This is a genomic window from Propionibacterium sp. oral taxon 192 str. F0372 (assembly GCF_000413315.1).
Lineage (GTDB): Bacteria > Actinomycetota > Actinomycetes > Propionibacteriales > Propionibacteriaceae > Brooklawnia.
Genome location: NZ_KE340297.1, coordinates 1,357,655 through 1,382,512, shown reverse-complemented (window position 1 = coordinate 1,382,512; position 24,858 = coordinate 1,357,655). Strand labels below are relative to the sequence as shown.

At 62.3% G+C, this 24,858-nt stretch carries 20 protein-coding genes and 1 tRNA gene; 10 read left to right on the top strand and 11 right to left on the bottom strand.

Translation table 11 applies throughout. From position 1 onward, the window contains the following. The 9 genes from HMPREF1531_RS06440 (at position 1) to HMPREF1531_RS06400 (ending at position 8,593) form a co-directional block, all read left to right on the top strand. On the top strand, positions 1-633 hold the full coding sequence (locus HMPREF1531_RS06440) for an iron transporter (protein ID WP_016669123.1): 633 nt from the start codon (positions 1-3) through the stop codon (positions 631-633). 119 nt (positions 634-752) lie between these two features. Continuing rightward, a complete protein-coding gene (locus tag HMPREF1531_RS06435; RefSeq protein ID WP_016669122.1) occupies positions 753-2,075 on the top strand; it encodes a Fe-S-containing protein in 1,323 nt (440 codons plus the stop codon). Between the two features lie 10 nt (positions 2,076-2,085). Beyond that, a complete protein-coding gene (locus tag HMPREF1531_RS06430) occupies positions 2,086-3,372 on the top strand; it encodes an ABC transporter permease (RefSeq protein WP_016669121.1) in 1,287 nt (428 codons plus the stop codon). Positions 3,373-3,377: 5 nt separating this feature from the next. Continuing rightward, positions 3,378-4,775 (top strand): ABC transporter permease, encoded by a 1,398-nt coding sequence (locus HMPREF1531_RS06425; protein WP_016669120.1) that lies wholly within the window; start codon positions 3,378-3,380, stop codon positions 4,773-4,775. An 18-nt stretch (positions 4,776-4,793) separates the two neighbouring features. After that, entirely contained in the window at positions 4,794-5,501 is a 708-nt protein-coding gene (locus HMPREF1531_RS06420) for an ABC transporter ATP-binding protein (RefSeq protein WP_016669119.1), read from the top strand. Continuing rightward, entirely contained in the window at positions 5,498-6,010 is a 513-nt protein-coding gene (locus tag HMPREF1531_RS06415) for an FMN-binding protein (RefSeq protein ID WP_016669118.1), read from the top strand. Before HMPREF1531_RS06420 ends, HMPREF1531_RS06415 begins: the two co-directional genes overlap by 4 nt. Positions 6,011-6,059: 49 nt before the next feature. Beyond that, positions 6,060-6,965 (top strand): FAD:protein FMN transferase, encoded by a 906-nt coding sequence (locus tag HMPREF1531_RS06410; protein ID WP_016669117.1) that lies wholly within the window; start codon positions 6,060-6,062, stop codon positions 6,963-6,965. A 72-nt stretch (positions 6,966-7,037) separates the two neighbouring features. After that, positions 7,038-8,081, top strand: a complete 1,044-nt coding sequence (locus HMPREF1531_RS06405) for a TRM11 family SAM-dependent methyltransferase (RefSeq protein WP_036897385.1) — start codon at positions 7,038-7,040, stop codon at positions 8,079-8,081. Then, positions 8,081-8,593, top strand: a complete 513-nt coding sequence (locus HMPREF1531_RS06400; protein ID WP_016669115.1) for a SixA phosphatase family protein — start codon at positions 8,081-8,083, stop codon at positions 8,591-8,593. Before HMPREF1531_RS06405 ends, HMPREF1531_RS06400 begins: the two co-directional genes overlap by 1 nt. A 175-nt stretch (positions 8,594-8,768) precedes the next feature. Here the strand turns inward: HMPREF1531_RS06400 and HMPREF1531_RS06395 are convergent, their stop codons facing one another. Then, complete coding sequence (locus HMPREF1531_RS06395) at positions 8,769-10,841, bottom strand: hypothetical protein (protein WP_156860203.1); 2,073 nt, start codon at positions 10,839-10,841, stop codon at positions 8,769-8,771. A 128-nt stretch (positions 10,842-10,969) separates the two neighbouring features. Between HMPREF1531_RS06395 and HMPREF1531_RS06390 the strand changes: the two genes are divergently transcribed. Beyond that, a complete protein-coding gene (locus tag HMPREF1531_RS06390) occupies positions 10,970-11,980 on the top strand; it encodes a hypothetical protein (protein ID WP_016669113.1) in 1,011 nt (336 codons plus the stop codon). A 69-nt stretch (positions 11,981-12,049) separates the two neighbouring features. Here the strand turns inward: HMPREF1531_RS06390 and HMPREF1531_RS06385 are convergent, their stop codons facing one another. From HMPREF1531_RS06385 to topA, 10 genes are all read right to left on the bottom strand, one after another. Next, positions 12,050-13,396, bottom strand: a complete 1,347-nt coding sequence (locus HMPREF1531_RS06385; protein ID WP_051123336.1) for a flavin monoamine oxidase family protein — start codon at positions 13,394-13,396, stop codon at positions 12,050-12,052. Between the two features lie 236 nt (positions 13,397-13,632). Further along, the gene (locus HMPREF1531_RS06380; protein ID WP_016669111.1) at positions 13,633-14,124 is read right to left on the bottom strand and encodes a Dps family protein; all 492 of its coding nucleotides are present in this window, start codon (positions 14,122-14,124) and stop codon (positions 13,633-13,635) included. Between the two features lie 1,109 nt (positions 14,125-15,233). Next, positions 15,234-15,482, bottom strand: a complete 249-nt coding sequence (locus HMPREF1531_RS06370; protein ID WP_016669108.1) for a hypothetical protein — start codon at positions 15,480-15,482, stop codon at positions 15,234-15,236. Between the two features lie 415 nt (positions 15,483-15,897). Beyond that, a tRNA-Thr gene (locus tag HMPREF1531_RS06365) sits at positions 15,898-15,970 on the bottom strand. Positions 15,971-16,109: 139 nt separating this feature from the next. Continuing rightward, a complete protein-coding gene (locus HMPREF1531_RS06360) occupies positions 16,110-17,723 on the bottom strand; it encodes an alpha/beta hydrolase (protein ID WP_016669107.1) in 1,614 nt (537 codons plus the stop codon). Next, positions 17,720-18,604: a DoxX family protein gene (locus tag HMPREF1531_RS06355; RefSeq protein ID WP_016669106.1), complete on the bottom strand. Its 885-nt coding sequence runs from the start codon at positions 18,602-18,604 to the stop codon at positions 17,720-17,722. Before HMPREF1531_RS06355 ends, HMPREF1531_RS06360 begins: the two co-directional genes overlap by 4 nt. Before the next feature lie 114 nt (positions 18,605-18,718). Continuing rightward, on the bottom strand, positions 18,719-19,930 hold the full coding sequence (locus HMPREF1531_RS06350) for a DNA polymerase III subunit delta' (RefSeq protein ID WP_016669105.1): 1,212 nt from the start codon (positions 19,928-19,930) through the stop codon (positions 18,719-18,721). Then, complete coding sequence (gene tmk / locus HMPREF1531_RS06345) at positions 19,930-20,586, bottom strand: dTMP kinase (protein ID WP_016669104.1); 657 nt, start codon at positions 20,584-20,586, stop codon at positions 19,930-19,932. Before tmk ends, HMPREF1531_RS06350 begins: the two co-directional genes overlap by 1 nt. After that, a complete protein-coding gene (locus HMPREF1531_RS06340; RefSeq protein WP_016669103.1) occupies positions 20,579-21,949 on the bottom strand; it encodes a hypothetical protein in 1,371 nt (456 codons plus the stop codon). Before HMPREF1531_RS06340 ends, tmk begins: the two co-directional genes overlap by 8 nt. 13 nt (positions 21,950-21,962) lie before the next feature. Beyond that, a complete protein-coding gene (gene topA / locus HMPREF1531_RS06335) occupies positions 21,963-24,698 on the bottom strand; it encodes a type I DNA topoisomerase (protein WP_016669102.1) in 2,736 nt (911 codons plus the stop codon). Positions 24,699-24,858: the final 160 nt, after the last annotated feature.

The window sequence follows — 24,858 nt, the reverse complement described above, 5'->3', positions numbered from 1 at the left end:
ATGTCCATTTCACTGAAAAAGTTCGGTCTGACCCTCGCAGCTCTGGCGCTGCTGGGCGGCATGACCGCATGTGGTGGGTCCACCACCAACGAGAAGACCTCTGCGTCACCTGCCGCTAGCAGCGCATTGTCCTCCACCGAGCCCACCGGCGGCAATGACGCAGGGTTCCGGGAGGGTGACCTGGGCGATGAGGTCTTCGTCGGCCCGCTGGTCGTCGCAGGTAAGTTCTTCCAACCGGTCCCGATGACCGGTGGCGGGCTTGATGTCGCCAATTCGTCAATGCACGTTGAGGCCGATATCGCGGCCATTGAGAACAACGGCTACGGCTGGGGGGCCGGCGATTTCGTGCCAGGCCTGACCGTCGACTACAAGTTCACCGGCGAGGACGGCTCCGTCGCAGCCGAGGGTCAGCTGATGCCGATGAATGCCTCCGATGGTCCCCACTACGGCCTCAACGTCCCCAAGCTCCCGGCAGGTGTCTACAAGGTCGAATTCACCATCCACGCACCCGAGGGCTGGATGCTGCACACCGATCCCGAGACCGGCGTCGAGAAGCACGAATTCTGGACCGAACCATTGGTCGCCACCTTCGAGGGATTCCAGTGGGATCCGGAGACCACCCCTTGGTGGTGATCCGACCTTGACAAGGTGACCGTCGTCAGCCTGGGCTGGCGGCGGTCACCGGCCCGTCAGGGCGCTTCCATGGTCCAGCGGGCGCACATGACTGGCGATGATCCGAACGAGGAGAGAAGATGCTGTCACAGATGGTCGAGGTGATCAGCGCTGTGCTATTGGCCGGATTGGCCGCAGGCGCACTGTCGCCGGCGATCCGGCTGGCCGCGGGCGGTGATCCGGCGAGACCCGGGCCACGTCCGGTGGTATGGGGTGTCATCACAGGTTCGCTACTGGGTGGTGCCCACATCGTGCTGCACCAATACTCGATCCTACGAGTCAACCGGCAGCGGATGACGCTGACCACCTTGGAACCCACCGTGGCACTGTTCATCGTCACCTTGGCGATCTGCTGGATATTCGGCCGACGCACCCTGGCCGAGTTGCACAGAAACCAGCATCTGGGTCTGTCCAGCGCTGGGATCGCCTCACCGATCCCCACGGTGTGGTCACGAATCGCAACAGTGCTGGGCTTCGCGTGGTGCACCATGGTCTTCTTCCGCGCGAGTCAACCCGTCTGGTTGACCATCTGGTCATGGGTCCCATCTAATTCCTCGATCTTTTCCACCGATACCTTCCTCGCCGTTCTCGGATGGATGACCGGTATCCTGGTATGCCTCGTGGCCGGGATTGCAGTGCGTGCCATGTGCCAGCGCCGACCGGGCTTGTCCCCGGCGTTGTTCACCATCATGGGCACCCTGCTCACCGCGACTCACCTGTTCCTTATGCTGCGCCTGCTGGTCTCGATGAGCGCGGTCCGGGTCACCACTGACACGGCAAAAGCGATGAGTTGGGTGACCAACCACGCGGAATTGTTCCCGATCCTCGCTTCGGGCGTCGCGATGGGCGTGGCTGGGCTCATGTTCGTCCACGCCCGGCAACTCGACGTGACGGACACCAATGCTGCGAACCATCGGCTCAAGCAGGCTTCGGTGATCTCAATGACACGCAGATCAATGCTCACTCTCGCGGCCTCAACGGTTGCCATGGCGACATTGACCGCCGGAAAGCATTTCGCCAGCACGGAGATCCAGTTATCCGAACCCGAGCCCTACGACATGGATGGGGACAACGTTTCAATCGCCCTCGAACAGATCTCTGACGGGCATCTGCATCGTTTCGAATACTCGACTTCACAGGGCGTCAAGGTGCGATTCATCGTCATCCAGAAGGCCGGCACCTCTTTCGGAGTCGGTCTTGATGCCTGTGAGATCTGCGGGCCCTCTGGCTACTATGAAGAGGATGGCAAGGTGATCTGCAAGCTGTGCGGGGTAGCAATGAACATCGCCACCATCGGTTTCAAGGGCGGCTGTAACCCAATCCCCATCGATTTCAAGGTAGCCAACAATCATCTCACCGTCCCCGTCCCTGCGTTGGAATCCTCCGCCAAAGTGTTTGCCTGATCGGAGCCGCATGTTTTGGAGAATGTTGCGCAGCGCGCTGCTGCGACAGACCTCACGCCGGATGATGATCATCTGTACCGTCGCCTTGGGAGCCTGCGTCGCTACCTCAATGCTGTCGGTGATGTTCGATGTCGGCGACAAGGTGAACCAGGAGTTGAAGGCCTATGGGGCGAACATCATCGTGCGCCCCCAGGGCGCAGCCGTGGTGCAAGACATCTACGACTTCGAAGAAGATCCGGCCCAACAGGTGCACCTCGACGAAGCCGACCTTCCTGCAATCAAGACCATCTTCTGGACCTACAACATCATCGATTTCAATCCGGAGTTGACCGCCCAGGCGGAGGTCAACACAGGTAATGTCTCAACTCGCAGCAAGATCCTGGGTACTTGGTTCAACAAGCACCTCGCTCTGCCGGACGGTTCCGAGGTGACCACCGGGTTGGTGAACCTTCGCGGCTGGTGGACCATCGAGGGTACCTGGCCCGACGACAATGATCCGTCGCAGGCGGTGGTGGGAGCCGCCTTCGCCCGCGATAATCACCTGTCAATCGGTGATCAGCTCACCATCTCCGCGAATGGGAAAAGCCTCCCGCTGACCGTGACTGGGATCGTCACCAGCGGAGGTGAGGAGGATTCCCAGGTCTTGGCCCAGATCGATTCGGTGCAGGAACTGATCGGACACCCCGACGCGGTGGGCGAGGTAGAGGTCTCCGCCCTCACCACCCCGGATAACGATCTGGCTCGGAAGGCTGCGAAGAATCCAAAGTCCTTGACTATCCAGGAAAAGGAGACTTGGTACTGCACCGCCTATGTCTCCTCCATCGCCTACCAGATCGAGGAGGTGATCCCCGGTTCAACCGCCCGCGCCGTGCGGCAGGTCTCGGAATCAGCGGGTACCATCCTGGAGAAGACCCAGTTGCTGATGGTGCTGGTCACAATCTTGTCGATGGCTGGGGCAGCTTTGGCTATCGCCAATCTGGTCACGGCAAATGTCATGGAACGGGCCCAGCAGATCGGTCTGATGAAGGCCGTCGGCGCCCGTGATGGTGCGGTAGCCGGCCTGCTGCTCACTGAGATCGGAGTGATCGGCTCGCTGGGTGGGGTAATCGGTTGGGTGGCCGGTTTAGGACTCGCTCAGGTGATCGGCCAGATCGTCTTCTCCTCGTTCATCGCGATCAACCCGGCGGTGACCGGCATCGTCGCAGCCCTGGTGCTGCTGGTGGTACTCGCTGGATCGATTCCCGCATTACGCTTCCTGTTACGGTTGCGCCCGGCTGAAGTGCTGCACGGAAGGTGACCAGAATGCGACGCAAACTGTTCTGGCGGATGGTGATAAGTTCCATCCTGCGTCGTCGTTCCCGGGTGCTGGTGGCGATGCTGGCGGTGGCGATCGGTGCCACCACGCTGTCGGGCTTGGCAACAATCACCATCGATGTCCCCCGGCAGATGGCCCGGGAGATGCGAGCCTCCGGAGCAAACATGGTGCTGCTGCCCACCGGAACCAACACCTCCTTCTCCCCCACCGTCATTGATGAGGTAACCGCCGATATTCCCCGCGACCAACTCATCGGAGTGCTTGGCATCGACTACGAGGCCGTCATCATCAACGAGATGCCCTATGTGGCAGCAGGTACTGACCTGAATGCCGCCAAGGCGACGAATCCCTACTGGTACGTGGACGGCGAATGGCCATCGGATGCTGGGCAGGTGTTGCTTGGACGCGACATCGCCACAACTATCGACGCGAAGGCCGGGGACCAAGTGACTTTGGCCGTCCTGGCCGATCAGTCGCAGGGGGCCGCTTCGTCACGTTCCTCAGCACAGCCCTCAACACCCGATGATCACGGTGGCAGTTCCGATCACAGTGACCACGGCAGTTCCGATCACAGTGACCACGGCAGCTCCGATCACAGTGACCACGGCAGCTCCGATCACAGTGACCACGGGTCTGCTGACTCCGGTCAACCCAACCCGGAGCAGGAAAACACCGGCCCAGCGAAGAACGACGATGGCAAGGTCATCTCCGACCAGCCGGTAGGCAACGCAGCTCCCAACGCAGGCACCCAGGTAACCCTGACCGTGTCCGGCATCCTGGAGACCGGCTCCAGCGAGGACGGCTTCGTCTATCTGTGGACGAAGGACATGACCTCACTGACCGGCACGAACCCGGTGGTCACCGTCGCCGAGTTGTCGGTATCCGCAGAAAGCAACCAACTTCAAGAACTCGCTGACCAAATCAACGCAGGGCATCCGGAGATCCACGCCCAACCGGTTGCCAGGCTGGCGCACTCGGATGCAAACATCCTTAACATGCTGCGCTCTCTGATGGTCATCATCACGGTCATCGTGCTGGCCCTCATCATGATTGGGGTTTCCACGACGATGATGGCGGTAGTCACCGAGAGACGTACCGAGATCGGGTTACGTAAGGCGCTGGGCGCTGACAACCGGTCCATCGTCACCGAGTTCTTAGGAGAAGCGGTGGTGCTCGGCATGGTCGGCGGCATAGGCGGCGCGGGGGCCGGTTACGGGCTGGCCCAGCTCATCTCCCTCAACGTCTTCCACCGCACCGTCATGCTGCACGTAGAGATCTTGTTGGTCACCGTGGCCGCATCGGTGATCGTGTCCACTCTTGCCTCCTTCATCCCGGTCCACCGGGCGGTCGAGGTCGATCCGGCGCTGGTACTGCGCGGAGAATAAGGAGAATAAGGAGTCACCATGAATGACGCACTGCTTGAACTGTCGAAGGTGTCCAAGATCTACGGCGACCTGCACGCTCTCGACGAGGTCGATCTCACCGTTGGCCGCGGTGAATGGGTGTCTATCGTCGGGCCCTCGGGATCCGGCAAGACGACGATGATGAACATCATCGGCTGCATGGACCACCCCACCTCGGGGACCGTGGTGCTGGACAACCGGGATATCTCGGAGTTCTCCTCCTTCGACCTCACACAGGTCAGGCGAGAGACGATTGGGCTGATCTTCCAGCAGTTCCATCTGATCCCTCATCTGACGGCAATCGAGAACGTGATGGTCTCGCAGTATTACCACTCGATGCCCGACGAACAGGAGGCCCGTAATGCCTTAGAAAGAGTCGGGCTCGGCGACCGGGCGACCCACCTGCCCAGACAGCTGTCGGGCGGCGAACAGCAGCGGGTGTGTGTGGCCCGCGCCCTGATCAATTCGCCGAAGATCGTGCTCGCCGATGAGCCGACCGGGAATCTGGACGCGAACAACGAGCACATCGTGCTGGATATCTTCGGCGAACTGCACGATGAGGGCACCACCTTGATCGTGGTGACCCACGACGCCACCGTCGCGGCCAAGGCCCAACGCGAGATCCGTCTGGACCATGGCAAGGTCGTCGAAGAAATCATCCATAACGATGCACCACAGGTGTCTAGTGTGCTCAAGGAGGAGAAATGAGAAGGAAGGCGTTCGCAGCCACCGGGCTAGGTGCGGTGGGTGCACTGCTGCTGGCAGCCTGCTCCTCTCAAGCCTTGGTGGATATGTCGACCCCGCTGTCGGACGGCACCTTCACCGGTTCTTCGAATCCCGACGAGCAGGGTGCCGTCGGTACGGTAAAGATCACCGTGGCGGGCGGGCGGATCGTCGACACCTCCTACCAGACCCTCACAGCCACTGGCGCAGTCAAAGACGAGAGCTATGGGATGGGCACTTCCGGGGCGGGCACCAATTCCGACTACTACGAACGGGCCCAGGCCGCGGTGCGTTCCTACCCGCAATACTCGGCGAAACTGACCGAGGTGCAGGATCCGACCAAGGTAGATGTCATCTCCGGGGCGACCGTAGCCCATTCCCAATTCCTGCAGGCCGCACTGCGCGCTGTCTATGCGGCTCAGGGAGTTCCCGACGACGGGCGCGCCGATTCGGTGAACATGCCCTCGCTGAACCTGGACGACGAAAATTTCTGAGCCCCAGCTACGCGCCCTCCCCGGGAGCGAACGTTTCATTCTGCCCACAATGGGCACCATCGCCGAGGTGATCGTCCTGGGTGGGCACCGTCGTGAACTATTGGCGGCCTGCGCCCGGGAACTGGGCATCTGCGAGAGTTTGTTGTCACGTTTCGACCCGGACTCCGATATCTCTCGGCTCAACGCGGCCCGGGGCATGTGGGTGGAGGTCGATGAGCTGACCGACGAGGTGCTGCAGACCGCATCACGGCTGGCCACGGCATCCTGCGGTGCCTTTACTCCGCTCATCGGGGCCCTCGTGGAGTCGTGGGATGTGAAGGGTTGGCTGGCGGCCATTGCCGCGGGGGCACGATGGCATCCCCCGGATCCTGCGGTTGTCCAGCAGGCACGTCGACGCACCGACCCGGGCCTATTGGAGGGGGCCGGTGGTAGGTGGCGGCTGGGTGACGGCGCACAGCTCGACCTGGGTGGGATAGCCAAAGGGTGGGTAGCCGACCGACTGCGGGATCTCTGTATCGCCTTGGGGGCCACCTCGGCGCTGGTGTCGATCGGTACGTCCTCGGTGGCGACCTCGGGTGATGCCGGGGACAAGCCATGGCGGGTCGGGATACAGTCCCTCGACGATGGGATCATCGGCTCGATCGCCCTGCGTGGGCAGTCCCTGGCTACCTCGGGTGACCACCTGCAACGTCTCCCCGAGTTGGTGACCAGCACTGTGGTGCATCATGTCATCGACCCGCGCAGCGGATACCCGAGCGCTTCCGGGGTACGGCAGGCGAGCGTTGTGTGCCCCAACGGGGCACATGCCGAGGTGGCTGCGACGACTCTCATGGTCACCGGCGGGTTACCACCAGCTCTGGCAACCGAAAGCGAGTGGGTGTGTCTGTCCGATCATATTGAAGTAAGTCCGGGGCTGGACATCGCATTGACGGCGGCGAGGTCTGAGCCGCGCTGACGGGCAGGACACCACAGGTTCGCAGGTGACGGCTCGCTGGGAGCCGAGGCTACGTCGTGGGAGAATCGAGAGGTGCCGGATTACCTGATGATGCTCAATCCCTCGGTGAACCACGTCTACCGTTCGCAGGCCGCTGAGCTGGCCGCCGCCGAACTTGCGGTGACCGCTGACTTCGCCAGCGATATCGCACCCGAAGCACTAGGGGCCGGGGTGGGATTGCGATTCAGCGCCGAAGAGATCGACGAGTTGGTACTCGCCCAGCAGTCGTCGCACATGGTCACCTTCGAGCGGGCTGGGGAATTGCTACGTCCCTTGGATATCAGATCGGCCAACGTCATGGACGACGATCTGTTGACCATCCCCAAGTACCAGGGCAAGACCAACGAGGCCTTCACCCGGATGCTGCTGCACCTGACTCTGTCTTGGGTTGATCGTCCTGGTCCGCTGGATGTGCTGGATCCGATGACCGGGCGCGGCACCACCTTGCTGGCTGCCTGGACCGCGGGCCACAACGGCTACGGGGTGGAGGTCAATGGCAAAGCCTTCGATGCGATGACCTCGTATCTGAAAACCTATCTGCGCACCAAGCGGTTGAAGCACTCAGCGGAGGTGACCCCAGTACGCAGGGAAGGGCGCTCGGTGGGACGTCGCTTCGACGCGGAGGTCCGGCTCGCCGAGGCCACCAGCAGGACCCCGGCTCGCCCGGGCATGCCCACTCTGGCGATGACTGTCTTCACCGGTGATACCAGGGATTCCGCGGCGTTGTTCGGCAAGAAGCGGTTTGATGCGATCGTTACCGACGCCCCCTATGGGGTGGTGCACGGGGCCGCTACTGATCGCAGCCAACGTGGGGCGCGGCGATGCGCAGCACCGAGTAGGGAACGCCGTCCCGGTGACTTGCTGGCCGAGGCGATTCCGGTGTGGCGAAGGCAACTTAAACCCGGAGGAGCGCTGGGCATCGCTTGGAACACACTCACCCTGCCACGGGCGGAACTTGTCAGCATGATCACCGATGCAGGGCTCACCGTCGTCGAGGGAGAACAGTGGCAGTTCGCCCACCGGGTCGATTCCTCGATCCGGCGTGACCTGCTCGTGGCAATTAGCAAGGTGAACTGATGCGCACCCTATACCTGATGCGTCATGCCAAGGCTACTGACGGTGGGGTGCCCGACAAGCGGCGTCCTTTGGCCCCACAGGGAATCACCACCGCCCAGCAGGTCGGCTCCGAATTGCAGGGAGCAGGCATCCAGCACGTATTGTGTTCCACCTCCGAGCGCACCCGGCAGACCCTGACCCATTTGGGGCTCCGCACTCCAGATGGCGCGCACCCAGTCACCGAGTACATGGATGCCCTCTACTTGGGACCGGCGTCGGTAATCCGGCAGCGGATCGGGGAGATCGACGACGAGGTGACGGTTTTACTTGTGGTGGCCCATTCACCCGGGATTCCGCAACTCGCCTCCGAACTGGCCTGGCAGACCTCCACCACGATCGCGGACCGGATCGCCTGCTGGTATCCGACGGCCTCGGTCTCCCGGTTCACTATCGAGGGGAACTGGGCCGATCTAGCCGATGGCACCGCACAGGTGTACCTGGACGACGTAGCCCGGCCAACCAGTCAATGGTGAACCGGTCCAAAGCCCAATCGCGGGAATATGTCCCCGGTGAACCGCGGGATTCGGCGATTGGCCAACCACCGATCAGGATTCGCCTACCTGGATGTCCTGGAAATCGATGATCTCATGCAACAGACTCCCGGAACTCGCCGGTTCATGGCCGGACCCGCTCAAATGGCCGCCGCTCTTAGGGAGCTGCAATGTAGATGATTACCCCGGATACCCCGTCGAGGCCCTCGCAGGTGATGCCTTCACCCGGAGTGCACTGCAAGCGGTAGTTGCGATTGGTTGTCGAGGAGAAGGCAGAGATCTCCACCGGCTTGGTGATGGAATGATCAACCTGTTGCGCTGCTGCCGCGGCCAGGTTACACGAGGTGTTCGGACCCGACCAGACACCATCGGCACACTGCTTGGTGCCCGGGACCATTGCCTTGGGCGTTTTGCGCGCCGAGGGGCTGGAAGACGAGGAGGGTGATGCGCTCCGTCCGGTCGTGGATTTCTCGGTGGCGGTCGGTTGTTCATGGGTCTGCTCGGCACTGGTCTGCGGATCTGGCGGGATCTCGGCAGCTGAAGTGGAGGTGGCCGAAGCATGATGCTTGCGTTCGGAGGAGAACAGGTTCAGCGTGGACAGGAAGATCACCAGCACAACGAAAACGATGCATCCGCATAACCAGTAGAAGGCCTTACGGCGACGCGGATCGTATTCCTTGGCGATGGTTTCCTCCGAAGAGGGCTCATAGACCCCAACCTCGTTCCAGAAGTTGAAGCTCTCGCTGGTTTCTTCGCCATCCTCTACGGCGGGCGCGTTGAGCGCGGCTGCCTTGGCACCCAGTTCACTGACGTGCATCTTCACGCTGCCCCACCAGCCAGGACCCTTGGCCGCTCCCGCAGATGCGCCCACCTCGGCAGAGGGCTCGGCGGCCGCCTGTGACGGCGCGGGGATTGCCGGAGACCGCGGGGCTTGGGACTGCGGAGCCTGGTCACCTGAAGCGGGCTGGGAGGCCTGAGGAGCCACCGGAGTAACAGGCCTCTGCTGGTCCACAGGCGTGTTCGGCGCACCGGAAAGCTGTTCGGCTTTAGGTTTCCCGGGCTTCACCGCTGCATCCTGGAATGCCGGAACCTGTGGCACAGGCTGCGAGGGTGCAGGTTGTGGCGCTGTTGCGGGCTTGGGTGGGACCGGACCGGGCTGGGCTGGGCCGGACGGAGTCACGGACTGCGGAGTCGCAGATGGCGGGACGGCGGGTGCCTGTGGTGCGGGCACCCGCTGGGAAATTGAGGCTGCCCCGGGAATCGCAGGTGCCCCGGGAGCCGGTTGAGCCCCAGGCACCGGCACGACCGGGCCGACCTGAGTGACCGGCTTGGCCTGCTTCTGGTTGCTTTTGTCGCCGGATCTGTCCGAACTCTGACTCTGTTGTCGTTGTCCGGCAGGAACTGGAGCAATCTTGGTGGGCTCCGCTTCCTGCTGTCCGGCTTTGGAATCCTGGCCCCGGGGTTCGGCCTCTGGCTCCTTGGTCTCGGCGGGCTTCCCAACAGGAAGCCTCGGCTCGTCCGGTCCACTGGCTACCACGACGGTCGGCTCGTCGGCACCGTCATCGTGGGGCTCGTCTTTGGCCTGCTTCGCGGGCTTACCGTCTTGCTGAGAGTCGGCCTCGGTTTTCGCGGTGATTTCCACAGCGGAATCCCGCTGCTTCGAATCACTCTTCTGCTCCGGCTCGTGTACTTCCACTTCGCCCGGGAGCTCAGAGGCTTCCTGGGGAGCCTTCTCCTCGGATTCCCCGACAGCAGATCCCTCAGTCGCAGCCTGTTCCTGGGAGATATCCTGGCTTTTGGCCCCAGCTTGCTCACCGACGGGTTCCGGCTTCTCCGCAACGCCTTCGGTCTTGACCTCGCCAGCTGGCTCTTCCTTGCCAGCCTCTTGCGTGGCCACAGCACTGTCCTGATCGTCGGCGGTGACGGTCTTCCCGGCAGATTCGCTCTCAGCAGATTCGGCTTTCATCCTGGCGATCGTGGCGGTTTCCTCGGGAGTGAGAAAACGCGGCACGGACGCAGGAGGCTGCTGGGCCACAGGGACTTGCTCACCTGGGGATGCCTCGTCGGGATGAGCCGCCGCATCCTGAGTCTGGGGTGTGTCCTGATTCCCGGAGACCGCGTCCTCGCCGCAGGAAAGATCGACCTCGGGCCGGTCACCCGGGGATGCATAACGTCGCGGATCGGTCATCCGCACCGAACCTGGTGCCGTCAGGTCGGCTCCACAGGCCATGCAGGCACGGTCATGCGCCCCCACGAGGGACCAACACTTGGCGCAGAACATTGCCCACCTCTCCTGACCACACCGCTATACCCACCATACTGGTGGATATCACATCGTCACACAGACAGGGAGGAACAGTGCCATTCGCTGACTCCCGCCCGGCGCACTCCCCACAGGATAAAGGACACAACGGTCAGCAACCGATTCCTATGCGTCTCGGTTGGTGGTGGAAGGCGCCCCGAGGCATATTGCTGGTTGTCGTGACGGTGGTTCTCACATCCATCGCGGCCTTCGGCGCCACCAGACCCAATACTGGCAATCCCCCGGCGCCGACTTCAGCAACGCCATCGCCCAGCGGGAGGCTACCCACCCCGGTCACAGCCCCAAACACAGCTTCACCGCCTGATTTGTCGGACCTGGCAACAACGATCGCTCGCATCGCCGGTGAACATGGGGTTGAGGTCGGAGTCCAGCTGGCCACTCTTGCCGCCTCTGACAAGCAGGTGGAGCAATCCTGGCGCACCGGCACGGTCTATTCCTCCCCCGCCCTGGGAACCATTGACCTGGCGATGGGCATGGCGCTAGTCGACGATCCGAAACCACCCAGCAGTCTGGACCATCTGCTGAATCGTTCCCTGGCAGACAATTCTGCCTCGGCGAGTGAGGCGATCTGGACCTATCTAGGTGGAGGCGAGGATGCCGCAGCCCGCACACAGACCGCCCTACGCTTTTACCAGAACTGGGGCGTATCGGTGGCAACCTCCTCGACGACCTCACCGAGCACTCCTTTCCGGGACACGAATTGGCCGCTATCGGCCCAGGCCGAGTTCATGGCGCACATGGGATGCGACCGGATCCACGCATTCCCGGTTCTGTCCAAGTTGAACGACCCCGCCGACAACCCATGGGGGCTGCAGGGGATGCCCATGGCCAGGGCCCGGGCGGACACCGGATTCCTGCCCAATGGTTCAGCGGTCGCCCGCCAGGCCGGGCTGGTACGCACCAGAGATGGGGTCACCCTGGGGGTCGCCATGGTCGCGATCGATCCCACCGGCGACATCGACCAGACACGCGGGGCGCTGACCCGCATCGCCGGTCGGCTGCGCCCTGATGCCGTTGGGTTTGTCGCGGGGGGCTGCAGCGCCTAAGACCAGCGCCTTGTTTTCCGAGACGGAATTCTTTCCTGCCCAGACTCTCGTCACCGACGATTCCTTGTCTCAGGCCAGAGAACGAATGATCGCCTGAGCCTGTTCAATGCCAGAACGATAGGCACCTTCGAGGTAGCCGTTGTTGCGGTCAGGGTATTCGGCTCCCGCGAACCGCACAGCCCCAAGAGGTTCACCCAGTTGGGGCCCTTGGACCCGCCAGGCTCCCGGCGCGAAGTGCGGGGAATGCGCACCGGCGGTGAACTCGTCGGCGTACCAATCGTGTTCGAGGTAACCGGAGTGCCCGGTTGCGCGTGGGCCCAGCACGCCCACCAAGCAGTCAACGAAGATATTCTCACGTTCCTGCGGGGTCAGCGCCGAACTGGCGACGGCCTCATCATCATCGAAGGAACCGGTGATAACTCCGGGACCATTCGGATCGGAGATGTCGAAAGTGAACCGCACGGCCCCGTCGTCGGCGCTCATCTGGCCACTGGCCCCATGCTCGCGCCACCATGGCGTGTCGTAAACGAGCACCGCCTTGATGGATGCGCCGACAGTTTGTGCGGCAAGCATCTCGGTGCGCCAAGCGGGCAGCGGCGGGTTGAAGTCAAGGTTAAGCGCCAGCCACGGGGGCATTGCCAGCAACACTCGGTTGGCTTCGAAACGTTGTCCGTCGTCGCATATGGCCGTCGCGGACTGTGGGTCGTATTCGATGCCGGTGACCCTGGTGCTGAGGCGGATATTCTCCCAGCAGCGGTCAGCGAGATGTTCGGCAATCTGCCCCATGCCTCCGATAGGGCGACGCAGTCGCAACCCACCGCTAACCGTGTAGAGATCTTCCAGATCGTTGGAGGATGCGATGATGTCGAGTGCCTGGCGCAGGCTCAGCGCATCCGGGTCACCACCCAGCCGTCCCAGCAGCACGGAAAAATTGCGTTGCACGCCAGGAGTGCGCAGGTTGGTGCGGATCCACCGGCCCAGGGGCTGGGAGAGCCATACCTCATTGGCACTCGCCCAGGTCGGATCGGTGTGCACCCGTTCGGCCAAGCGACGCAGGCGCACCACGCCTTGGCCGAAGTCGGCGGTCTCGAAGGGGCTCAGCGCCGCACCTTGGTCGCTGAATCCCAAGGAACGCACGACGCCGTCGGTGCGAACGAGCACGCTTCCCTCACTCGGGCCGATGAGTTGGACCCCAGCCTGTTCGGCGAGGTAGAACATTGATTCGTTTCCGGGGGAGAGCCACTGTGCTCCCAGATCGATACCGATCCCGCCATGGTCGCGAGTCAGAATTCGCCCACCGACACGGTCCCTGGCTTCGAGCACGACGACGCTTCTTCCTTGGTCGAGGAACTCGCCGGCAGCGGCGAGTCCTGCGATCCCAGCCCCGATGATCACCACGTCTGTCACACCGTTCACCGTAACCCAGCACCTTGGCCGGGAATCAGGCAGGGGGTGCATTTTGCACCCTTTTCCCAGCGGCCCCGAGCAGGCTCACACAGCGGGGAAACCCGTGAACAGCCGCTTGATCACGGGAAGGAGAAGTCCGGGGTGCCGTCTATCACAACAGCCGCTTTCCCGTGCGGATGCAAATCGCGCAGCACCCCACACGTGATGAAGTGCTGCGCGACGCGAATAGCTGCTGGATTGACGTGTCAGACGGTGTAGTTCTGGGCGGAGAGGAACCAGCCCTGCTGCTCCAGCTGCTGGGTGTAATCTTCAAGGATACCCGCGGAAACGGCATCCTCGTCGTCAACCTCGTCATGAACGGCACGCATGGTCTTCACGACGGCATCAATGGCGGCCACGATGTAATCGACAGCTTCGTTGGTGATGACCTGGGCAACGGGAGCTTCGGGCACAGTGGTCTTGTCTGCGACGGTCCCCGGGCGGCCATCGGGAACCACGTTGATGGCACGCATGCGCTCGGCAAGTGCGTCGGACCCAGCGCGGGCAATGTCGACAACCTCATCAAGGTTGAGGTGCAGGTCACGGAAATTGGGGCCCACGACGTTCCAGTGGATCTGCTTGGCAACCAGGCTCAGCGCAGTGATGTCGACGAGTGACGCCTGCAGATGCGCACTCAGGCGATCAGATGCGGTGAAGGATGGCAGGACAGGGGCAGATTTGACAGTCTTCTTGCTCATGACAACGACAGTACCTGTGATCTGGTCAAAAACAAGGGTCACGCCCGAGTAGGGAGGGCCTTTTGTGCGCCCACCCAGGGATTCCGGCGACCGAGTTCAATCAGCCAGCAGTATTCACCAACTGTGCCGGGCCTGTGATACAGGCACCCAGTTGCGAAGCCCCTTGACTGGGTTCGCGAGCCTGGAAATCCCGGCAGACGAGTCAACCTCTTGATATAACAATGAGGACCACATGGCCACATTCGTCAGCTCACCCAAGATCATCGAGCTTTCCATACAAGCAGTTGCAGAAACTGCCCAGGTTCGGGTTTCTTGAATCGGAGAAATCCCACAGGAAGCGCATCCTTCCCAGTCGAGACTGATCCTCAACTCCGCCATTTCTTCACGATTGCATTCCGTGGCAACAAATTTTTCCCGTACTCCATCCGGATTTGTCGAGCAAAATATAGGTTGGAATTTGGAAAAATCATTCGCAGAATCAGTCGTAGGAGTAAACTCTTTGAGATCAGAGCAGCCAATGATTGACCTATTTCCGTCACAATCCCCCATCAAAGGTGATTTTGTAGTTACGCAGCTGCCCGTCGGAGTGCTTCATAACCTGCGAGGTGAACACAAGTCGATGAGACCAGAACCCTGGTTGACTGGGTAGTGATATTTATATTCCGCGACAAGGGCACCTTCTGGCGGCATCTCCTCCGCGAGATCGAAGAAATCCTTATAGTGGTTGGAACCGGAAGTAAAGTCGAGCTGCCGCTCGCCATATATTATGTCGGTGGTCTTCTTGGTCAACTCGGGCTTCAGTTCCGAGGATCAATAGTTCGGCCAGATGAAGTACTTGTCGTCCGGAGCCGGTTGAAGCAGTGTCATGGGTTCCGGGGAGTAACTGCTCCAGCACTCCATCCGCGCGACCGGATCTTCATGGAGAGCAACGAATGTGCCGATGCTCAAGTTTTTCCTCGGCACCAGGAAGGTCGACATCCGGGCGTTCTCTACGGCGCTATCCCGCATGAATTCATCAACCTCCTTGCGTTTCCAGCAAAGGTCGCTTTGTAGATTTTTGCATGCTCCAAGTATTGGATTTCTACCGCATCGCACCGGCAGATGGAGTCTCATTGACCCTGATCCCGGTAAATCGAAGCATTCGGATGATTTGCAACGAACTTCTCCAGCCCCTCACGGACCCCAGTCTTCTCGGCCTTCCTCTTGTACTCGCGATATGCGTAACCGATCCAGTCGTTGACTCCAGTCACCTCAAAAACCGCGGCGACAAGAATCAGTGCCAGGAACAAGATGCCAATCGTCTTCAGTACCCGGTGCTTGCGACGCGGCCTCCCCGCAGGCCGACTCGGTGCACTCATGACCCGTCGAGTGGGCCCGGAGGCCTGAGAGCTGGATCGGGATCCCGGCGCTCCCCATCCTGGTTGTGGCATCGGCTGTGGTGCGAGCCACTGGTCCGGACGCCAGAATTGTCCTTGAGGGTACTGCTGCTCACTCACCTGAGGAGCCTGTCCATCTTCTCGCCCTTCAAAGCATTGCAATTGTAAGGTGCGGGCATCGTCACCGGAGCCAGCTTCCATGAATAGTCGTTCGCCCACTTGGGAAGACGCAAAACATTCTCGGAATGTATCTATTCAGCGGAATCCCAGTGCCGCCTTTCCCGAAGAGCAGTAGAAAACGCTTTTGACAAGCTCTTCGAGGAGTTGCTTGTTGTAGCATGAGCCGAGTCGACGATGGGTGAGGCCTGGAGCGTTCCCGCTGGTTCGGCCCCTGCGGAGCCACTTACCAGGATCGAACTGGTGACCTACGCTTTACGAGAGCGTCGCTCTACCGACTGAGCTAAAGTGGCGCGTCGCCCGCGTCACGAGGACGCGTCAACTCCGCAAAGTATACCGAAGCAGCCCTGCTGCGGCGAAACCAGAACCGCGCACCACAGTCGTGGCCTGTCGACGACGGGAGAATATCTAGGGCTCACCGCACCACCATCTTCAGCCGTCGGTGCAGCGCGTCCCCTCGGCGGGCACGTCGCCGTTGACCAAGTAGTCGACGACAATCTGGTCAATGCACGAACTGCCATCACCGAAAGCTCCATGACCAGCCGACTCACGGACCACCAAGGTTGCTGTCTCCAGCTTGGCGGCCATCACCTCGGCATTGTGGAAGGGAGTTGCCGAATCGCCGGTGTTCTGAACAACCAGCAACGGTGGAGCTTCCTTCGCCGAGAAATCGGGAACCGGGTCGGGAACTGCGGTCCACAGTGGACAGACTAGATCGACCCCACTCAGTCGGCCGAAGACCGGGGCCCGAGTCTGGTTCTTCTCCCATTCTTGCCATGCCGCGGTGATCCCCTCATCGGCCTCATCGGCACAGCGGATCGCTGGGAAGGCATACATGAGGGTGTCGTAGCTGCCATCGGCGTCCCGGTCGTTCATCAGATCAGCGGCCTGCAGCAAGAAGTCTGGGTGGCCATTTACTGCGGCCAACAGCACATTGGCCAGCTGTGGGTAGGCCTCAGAATTGAAATAGAGGAAGACCAGGATCCCAGACACCGCTAGTGACTGAGTGAGCATCCGTCCTTCGCCCGCAGGCACCGGTGAGGCATCAAGAGAGTCGACGTACCCCACGATGGCGTCAACGACCTGCCCGGGGGAAGAACCCAGGGAACAATTATCTTGCTGGGAGCACCAGTCAGCAAAAGCCCACAGGGCGAGATCGAAGCCCTCGGCTTGGATCGTCTCGTCCTCCGGGTCCAGCATCACTGCCGAATCCAGCACCGCAGCCTCCAGGCGTCCCGGATACAACTCGGCCATCAACGATCCCAGATAGGTACCGTAGGAGACCCCGTGGAAGGAGAACTTCTCCCGACCCATCAGCCGCCTTGCTAGATCGTGGTCATGTACTGCCTGCACCGAGGAGATGTGATCCAGCAGCACCCCGGAATGCTCCCGGCACAGCCGGTTGAACCCGGCCTGGGCATCCTGGAAAACCGAACGCTCGGCCTCGTCGTCGGGGGTGGCATCGGAGAGCAGGAAGGCATCGGTTTGGGGCCCATCGCCGCACACCACCGGCGTAGATTCACCCGACCCCCGGGGATCCAGCCCGACGATGTCGAAGGCCTCCAAACCCTCGCGGGGAAATCGTTGTGCGTAATCCTGAGCTGAGCCACCTGGCCCGCCTGGATTCACGAATAAAATCCTGCCCTCACCAGTGGTGTGCGGGAAACGCGACATAGCGACGGTGATCGCCCACTGCCCGTCCGGATCAGCCCAATCGAGAGGAGCCAGGAATGCGGCACATTCCATGCCTGCCTGAGCAGCATTCTCATCGGCGCATTGGCCCCAGGTCAAGGACTGGTTGAAATAGCGCTGGTATCCAGACCCCCGGGGTGCTGGAACCATGCCGTCAGGCACGGCATCCGAGGTGACATGGCGTGTGCGGTCCGGGGAACTTCCGCCATCGACGGTGTGGGTGATCGTCGGCAGCACGAAACCCGGTGGAGTGCTGGTACCAGGACCCGGTGCAGAAAACTGACAACCCGCCAGCAGAGTGACGACCGCCGTCGCGGTTGCCATACCCCGGGCGGGGGTTCGGCGGGTGATCATTCTTCCTCGTCGGTGTCACGACGCTTGCGCATCACGGCGTCGATGGACAACCCACCGGCCCCGATGAGCACAAATGCCACTGCGATGATCGCTGCGAAGACCTCCCGGTCACCGTAGAAACCGAAATGACCCTCGATGAACGGGGAGAACGCCCCGAACCTGAAGAAAACCAAATAGACCACCAGCACCACGGCAAGGATCGCCGAGAACACCCGAGTGGCAGCGCCAAACAGCAGGAGAACTGCGACGACGATCAATCCGATCCCGCCCAGCACGCCCAAGAAGGATAGGGAAGATGGGATGCCAATCTTCGACAACATACCGCTGATCGCGTCTTTATCGGCCAGTGCCTGCCAGCCGACGGCACCCACCCACACGGCCAGCACGGCGCGCAACAGGAACAGGGCGAGAGAACCGGAGAAACCGTCGGTGGTGCGTTTGGTGACCAGGATGGTCTCAGGCTCGTCGGTTTCGGCCACCGGGAGTACGGTGCCCAAGCTAGATTCCCGGGCAGCTCGCTGCTCGGCCAGTGCCGCGGCCGCGGAGGCCTCTATCTCGTCCTGCTCCATGCGCACCTGCAAGGCTGCGGCCTTCGCCTTGGCCTTGGCCTCCTCACGGGCAGTCTCTAATTCCTGCTTGGAACGGTCGGCGGCGGCCTGGGCGGCAGCTGCGGCAGCCTGGGCCTCTTCAAGTGCCCGCCTCATCTCCTCGGCCTTCTCCAAAGCGGCACGCGCATCGTGTTCGGCCTGCTCAGCAGCGAGAAGACGAGGATCGCGAGGTACGGCGGGGCTGGCGCCCGACAAACCGGAGACGGCGGGAGAGGCTCCCAATCCATCATCCAGGCTGTTGCCGACCACCGCATCGGTGTATTCGTCTGTCACGATTCCCTCACTTCGTGATGGCCCAACACTTCAACTTCCATGATCGGCCACGGGTTCTCCGGCCCACGGAACAGACACGCGCAAGCAGCCACCTTTGCAGCGCGAATCCCCGGCTCAGCATACGACGGCGAATCCACCGAGGCGGATCAGCAGGGCCTCCATCGCCAGCAGTGGGGCAACCGAGTGTTCTAGGGCGGTCCTGGCCTCCAGCAAGGCATCCACCTTGGCGATGGTCTGTTCCGGGGTCGAGCACTCGGCGGCTTGTCGGATCCGCTCCCGCATTCCGGCATTGATCAGCCCGATGGCGGCTATCGTGTCGTCATCGACGGCATCCACCACCCCCAGCTGGATCGACAACACGTCGCGGTACCAAGTGGTCAGTTCGGTGAGTACTCTGTCCAAGGCGTCGCGTTGTAATCTTTTCACCCTCGCTTTCTGCTTATCCTCCAGGTCCTTAAGGGCGGCCTGAGCCTGCTTGGGACGGGTTCCCTTGGTACCGAAACCCAAGGCCTCCTTGAGTTCGGCGAGTTCCCGGGCATCGAGTTCTCCGGTGCGCCGCTCGGCGTCGGCAGTGGCCATCGCCACCAGCGCTTCGGCGGTGCGCAGACAGGCACCGACGGATGTGAGCAAACCGGGCACCTGCATGATGCGGCGGCGTTCCTCACGGGCCTCCTCGCTACGGGCCAGCCCGCGGGCCCGGCCGATGTGACCTTGGGCAGCCCGGGCAGCATGGGCAGCCATGGTCTCGTCGATGCCATCGCGCCGCACCAGCAGAGCGGCTACGTCACGGTCCATAGGGGTACGCAGGGCAACTTTGCGGGTCCGGGAGCGGATGGTGACGATCACATCGTCGGGAGTGGGTGCGCACAGTATCCACACGGTGCTCGGCGGTGGTTCCTCAAGGGACTTCAACAAGGCATCTGCACCCTGGTCGGTGATCCGGTCCGCGTCCTCGACGACGATGATCTGCCAAGCCCCGGTGGTGGGTGACATGGATGCCTTGGTGATGACCTCACGCATCTGGTCGACGCCGATCGACAACATCTCGGTGGCCACCACTGTCACATCCGGATGAGCGCCCGACAAGGTGGTCCGGCAGTCCAAGCATTCACCGCAGCCACCCTCGGCGCACATCAGTGCCGCAGCGAAGGCCCGGGCCGCGTTGGAACGCCCGGAACCGGGAGGCCCGGTGATCAACCAAGCATGAGTCATCGCCGAGCGGGCAGCACCATCAAGTCGGTGAGCAGCATCCGCGGCTGCAGCAAGAACCTTCACCGCCGAGCTCTGACCCACCAGTTCGCCCCACACTGCGGCCTCGATGCCCATCACCACTCCCCGGCAAGATCGGATACATCTGGTACCACCAGTTCGTGACCGATGAGCTTTCCGACGGTCTCACGAATAACGCGCGCCGTCGCATCAAGATCGGCCAATCCCGGGTACACCAAATAGCGGGCGGGATCCTGGGTTGCAAGCGCCCGGAATGCCTCGGCGACCCTGGCGTGGAAATCCGCCCCGGCCAGTTCCAGGCGATCCTTGTCATCGGCCTGTTGCACCGCGGCGCCGGGATCGGCATCAAGCAGGATAGTCAGATCGGGGGTGAGTCCCCCGGTAGCCCAGCCCAAGATCTCCCGCAACTCGGAGACCTCAAACCCCCGCCCGGCCCCTTGGTAGGCGAGCAGCGAATCGACGTAGCGGTCACAGACCACCACATTCCCCTCCCGCAGCGCCGGAAGCACTACTTCATGCACGTGTTGCGCCTTGTCGGCTGCGTACAACAGGACCTCACAGCGGTCGTCAAGAACGTGTACCGGATCGAGCAGCAGCTCCCGCAACCGGGCCCCGACCGAGGTTGCCCCCGGTTCGTGGGTGAGCAAATGCGGGACCTCGCAGGCCGCCAGGGCCCGGGCCAAGGCACGCGCCTGGGTGGATTTCCCGACCCGGTCGCCGCCCTCGAAGACGATGAATGTCCCCTCACTCATCGCAGCTCTCCAAGGCGACGACAGATTCCAGCGGCGCGATCCACTGTTCTTTCAGTTTGCGCCGCAGCCTCGGCAGTTCCCCCAGCAGTCGCTCGCGTGGGGCGCTCACCGAATCAAGTTGTGCCTGATAGGAGCGGCCCAGTTCGTAGGCGGCCAACGGGTCGAGGGCAGCAATCTGCCCGGGTTGCGGGCACGGGATCTCGCCGAGGGTGGGCTGCAGGATCTCGCCCAGCTTGGTGAGGCGACGCTCCACCGAGGTGGTTCGTCCGATACGACCCTCGGCCAGTTCGAGGACTGAGCCGACTGCATCGACAGCCGCCCGCGCATCTGACCACGTGGCATCGTCGGTTATATCCAGGGCATCGAGACGGGCCAGCAGATCAGAGAACCGCACGGAAGCCTCGGTGGTGAGGATGGCGGTGACCGGCCCGCTCTCCTGCACGCGAGGTGCCCGCGCCCCGGAAGAGAGCATGTCAAGCACCTCGAAATGGGGATCGTTTTCCCCCTCTGCCAACCTGTCGATGGCACGACCAGCCTTCCAGCGCAGTTCGTCGGCCCACACCGGCTCCAGCAAAGGCCGCATGCCGTCGATCACTCGTTGCAGTTCCCGCAACTCGGCAATGAGCGCATCGCCGGTATCGGAAAGTCCGGAACGCCGGGTGAGATCGGCACGCAACACGCTGCGCAGGCAGCGAGTCAACCGGCAGCCGACGAAACGTTCGGTGGTCAACTCCTCGGTTTTGCCGGGTTCGCCGATGTCACAGATTCCCAGGACCTCGGTGAGCTGATCGATCGGATCGCCGAAGGTCTGGGCGCACCTGCCGCCGGTGTCCATAAGCCGGTTGGACACCACCGCCTGCTGCAGAGAGGTCATCTCGTCGGTGGGCTCGACGGTCACCTGTCGGCGGCGGGAGACCGCCAGACCGGCCCGGCGCACGGTCACTCGGTCGTCAAGCACACAACCGAGTCCGGCGCCGTCGATATCGAGCAATTCGTAGCGGGCCCGCTCGGTGGTGACCGACGCGATGGTGACAAGCGGCGCGCTACGGCGGAACGGGGCAAGAATCGGCCCGAGAGAGTCGGGTACCTCGTCACCAGACTGATCCTGCCACGTGGTGGTTTCGATCCATTCACGCCATTCCCCCGGACGCACAATCCACTCGGCCTGCTCGCCCTGCTGGTGGTGCAACAGCAGCACCCCGGCACACAGCAGTCTCTCGTCGGTGGTGTCCAACAGCCGAATCACCGTCTCCGGGTCCCGGGAGCATAGCCTCACCCGGTCGATGCCACTAGCCTCATCGGTGAGCACGGGGGCATCGACCTGGTAGGGCATCTCGAACCTGAGCTGGGAGAGTTTGGCCATGTCAACCCCTGAGTCACTTGCTGGCGGTGGATTCCTTGGCGGTGCCGGTCTTCTTGGCGGCAGCCGACTTCGTGGTCTTCTTCGCGGCGGTAGTCTTTGTAGACTTCTTGGCCGTGCTACGGGTGGCACGTTTCTTCGGCGCCGGGCCCTTCGCCCGCTTCGCCGCGATCAACTCGGCGGCCTGCTCCAAGGTGACTGCCGCCACCTCGGTTCCGCGCGGAATGGTCACGTTGTACTCACCGTCGGTAATGTAGGGGCCGAACCGACCGTCCTTGATCACCAGCGGTTTCCCAGTCGCCGGGTCTTCTCCCAGTTCGGCCAGCGGAGCGGCTGCGGCACGGGCCCCGCCGCGGGTACGCGGCGCGGCGAGCAAGGCCTTCGCCTCGTCGAGAGTGACGGTAAACAGCGACTCCTCGCTGGGCAGAGTGCGCGAATCGGAACCCCGCTTGATGTAGGGGCCATAGCGTCCGTTGAGGGCAGTGATCTCCATCCCCTCATCGTCGACGCCGATCACCCTGGGTAGGCTCAACAGCTTGAGGGCTTCGTCGAGAGTGATGGTGTCCAAGGTCATCGTGCGAAACAGCGAACCAGTACGCGGCTTGGGCTGTTTCGACTTGGGTAACGACTCGTCGACTGCCAGCACCTCGGTCACGTAGGGTCCGTAACGCCCATTGCGTGCGATGATCGGATGACCACTGACCGGATCGGTACCCAGTTCGCGTTCCTCGCTGGTGGGGTGAGCGAGCAGTTCGCGGGCGGTGGCCACGGTGAGCTCGTCGGGGGCCATCGCGTCAGGCACATTGGCCCGATTGCCGTCGGCATCCTCCAGATAGGTGCCGTAACGCCCGACCCGCACGTTGATGCCCTCGCCCGCATCGCCGACCGGGAATGTGGACAGCCCGCGCGCATCAATCTCACCTAGATTGGCGACCATTCCGTGTAGGCCCTCGCGCTCATGGCCGACCTCACCGAAGAAGAAATTCTTCAGCACATCAAGGCGTTTAGCATCGCCATTGGCGATGTGGTCGAGCTTGTCCTCAAGTTCTGCGGTGAACCGGTAGTCAACCAGGTGCGGGAAGTGGGTGGTCATCAACCGGGTGACGGCGAAGGCCAACCACGTAGGCACCAAGGCAGTGCCCTTCTTCCAGACGTAGTCACGGGCGGTGATGGTGCGGATGATCGAGGCATATGTCGACGGGCGGCCGATCTCGAGTTCCTCTAGCTTGGCGATTAGCGTGGGCTCGGTGTAGCGGGCCGGCGGCTTGGTGCTGTGGGATTCGGGACGGGCATCGGCCAGTTCCAGCTTCTGGCCCTGCTGCAAGACGGGCAGTTTCGGCTGCTCGTCCTCGGAATCGTTGTCGGCATAGGCCCGCAGGTAGCCCGGGAATGTGATGGTGCGCCCGGAGGATGCGAAACTGGCCCGGCGCACCTTGATGGTAGCCATCTCGGCGCCAAGACCGAGACGCTGAGCCAGCGTGGCATCCACTTTGACGGTCAGTGTTTGGCCCTTGGCATCGGCCATCTGTGATGCGACGGTGCGCTGCCAGATCAGTTCGTAAAGCTTCGCCTGGTCACCGGACAGTTTCACCTGCTTCGGGGTGCGGAAGTGATCACCTGCCGGGCGAATGGCCTCGTGGGCTTCCTGGGCATTCTTCACCTTCGAGGAGTAGACGCGCGGCTTGTCAGGCACGTGATCGGCACTGTATAACTCGGTGGCTTGGGCACGAGCGGCCTTGATCGCCTGCTCGGACAACGAAACCGAGTCGGTACGCATGTAGGTGATGAAACCGGATTCGTAGAGTTCCTGGGCCACCCGCATGGTGCGGTCGGTGGTGAATCCGAGTTTGCGTCCTGCTTCCTGCTGCAAGGTGGTGGTGCGGAACGGTGCTGCTGGACGACGCGAGTAGGGCTTCGACTCGACCGCGGAGACCTTGATCGAGGCATTCTCCAAGGCGCGGGCCAACCCACGGGCTCCGGATTCGTCGAGCACCAGGGCGTCGGTGGTGAGCGAGCCGGTGGCGTCGAAATCGGTGCCACGGGCGATGCGCACGTCATCGACGTGGGTCAACCGGGCGTCGAAAAGCCGCGGGGTGGCGGATGCCCCGGCATCAAGGCCTGCGGTGAGATCCCAATAATCGGCGGCGGTGAAGGCGATCCGCTCGCGTTCCCGGTCGACGACTAACCGAGTGGCCACCGATTGCACGCGCCCGGCGGACAGCTTCGGCATGACCTTCTTCCACAGCACCGGGGAGACTTCGTAGCCGTAGAGCCGGTCTAGGATGCGACGGGTCTCCTGGGCGTCAACCAAGTTGTTGTCCAAGGATCGGGGATTGGTGACGGCGGCCTGGATGGCTTCGGGGGTGATCTCGTGGAAGACCATGCGCTGCACCGGCACCCTGGGCTTCAGCTGTTGCAGCAGGTGCCAGGCGATGGCCTCCCCCTCGCGGTCCTCATCAGTTGCCAGGAAGAGTTCGTCGGCGTCGGCGAGCAGAGCCTTGAGCTTCTTGATGGTGGCCTTCTTGTCAGCTGGGACGACGTAGAGCGGCGCGAAGTCATCGTCGACATTCACCCCAGTGCGGGCCCATGCCTGACCCTTGTACTTGGCGGGCACCTCGGATGCACCGGTGGGCAGGTCGCAGATATGGCCACGGCTGGACTCCACGACGTAGCCATCACCGAGGAATCGCGACAACATGGTCGCCTTGGTCGGCGACTCGACGATCACCAGCCGACGAGTTTTCGTGGCCACGTGCGCTCCCTTCCAGTTGGCCGGGATCGTCCCGGCTCATGCGCCACCTCCGGCTGCTAGGCGGGGTGACAAGTCGCAGGTTACCCGTGGCCACCGGCAACAATCCAACGGTTCCCGTGGGATTCACCCGGAAAGTTAGGCTGGTTCAGGACCCGGGGTG

Coding starts and splice junctions, on each gene's coding strand:
- HMPREF1531_RS06440 (WP_016669123.1), top strand. CDS start 1: ATGTCCATTTCACTGAAAAAGTTCGGTCTGACCCTCGCAGCTCTGGCG.
- HMPREF1531_RS06435 (WP_016669122.1), top strand. CDS start 753: ATGCTGTCACAGATGGTCGAGGTGATCAGCGCTGTGCTATTGGCCGGA.
- HMPREF1531_RS06430 (WP_016669121.1), top strand. CDS start 2,086: ATGTTTTGGAGAATGTTGCGCAGCGCGCTGCTGCGACAGACCTCACGC.
- HMPREF1531_RS06425 (WP_016669120.1), top strand. CDS start 3,378: ATGCGACGCAAACTGTTCTGGCGGATGGTGATAAGTTCCATCCTGCGT.
- HMPREF1531_RS06420 (WP_016669119.1), top strand. CDS start 4,794: ATGAATGACGCACTGCTTGAACTGTCGAAGGTGTCCAAGATCTACGGC.
- HMPREF1531_RS06415 (WP_016669118.1), top strand. CDS start 5,498: ATGAGAAGGAAGGCGTTCGCAGCCACCGGGCTAGGTGCGGTGGGTGCA.
- HMPREF1531_RS06410 (WP_016669117.1), top strand. CDS start 6,060: ATGGGCACCATCGCCGAGGTGATCGTCCTGGGTGGGCACCGTCGTGAA.
- HMPREF1531_RS06400 (WP_016669115.1), top strand. CDS start 8,081: ATGCGCACCCTATACCTGATGCGTCATGCCAAGGCTACTGACGGTGGG.
- HMPREF1531_RS06395 (WP_156860203.1), bottom strand. CDS start 10,841: ATGGCCTGTGGAGCCGACCTGACGGCACCAGGTTCGGTGCGGATGACC.
- HMPREF1531_RS06380 (WP_016669111.1), bottom strand. CDS start 14,124: ATGAGCAAGAAGACTGTCAAATCTGCCCCTGTCCTGCCATCCTTCACC.
- HMPREF1531_RS06370 (WP_016669108.1), bottom strand. CDS start 15,482: ATGAGTGCACCGAGTCGGCCTGCGGGGAGGCCGCGTCGCAAGCACCGG.
- HMPREF1531_RS06360 (WP_016669107.1), bottom strand. CDS start 17,723: ATGATCACCCGCCGAACCCCCGCCCGGGGTATGGCAACCGCGACGGCG.
- HMPREF1531_RS06350 (WP_016669105.1), bottom strand. CDS start 19,930: ATGGGCATCGAGGCCGCAGTGTGGGGCGAACTGGTGGGTCAGAGCTCG.
- tmk (WP_016669104.1), bottom strand. CDS start 20,586: ATGAGTGAGGGGACATTCATCGTCTTCGAGGGCGGCGACCGGGTCGGG.
- HMPREF1531_RS06340 (WP_016669103.1), bottom strand. CDS start 21,949: ATGGCCAAACTCTCCCAGCTCAGGTTCGAGATGCCCTACCAGGTCGAT.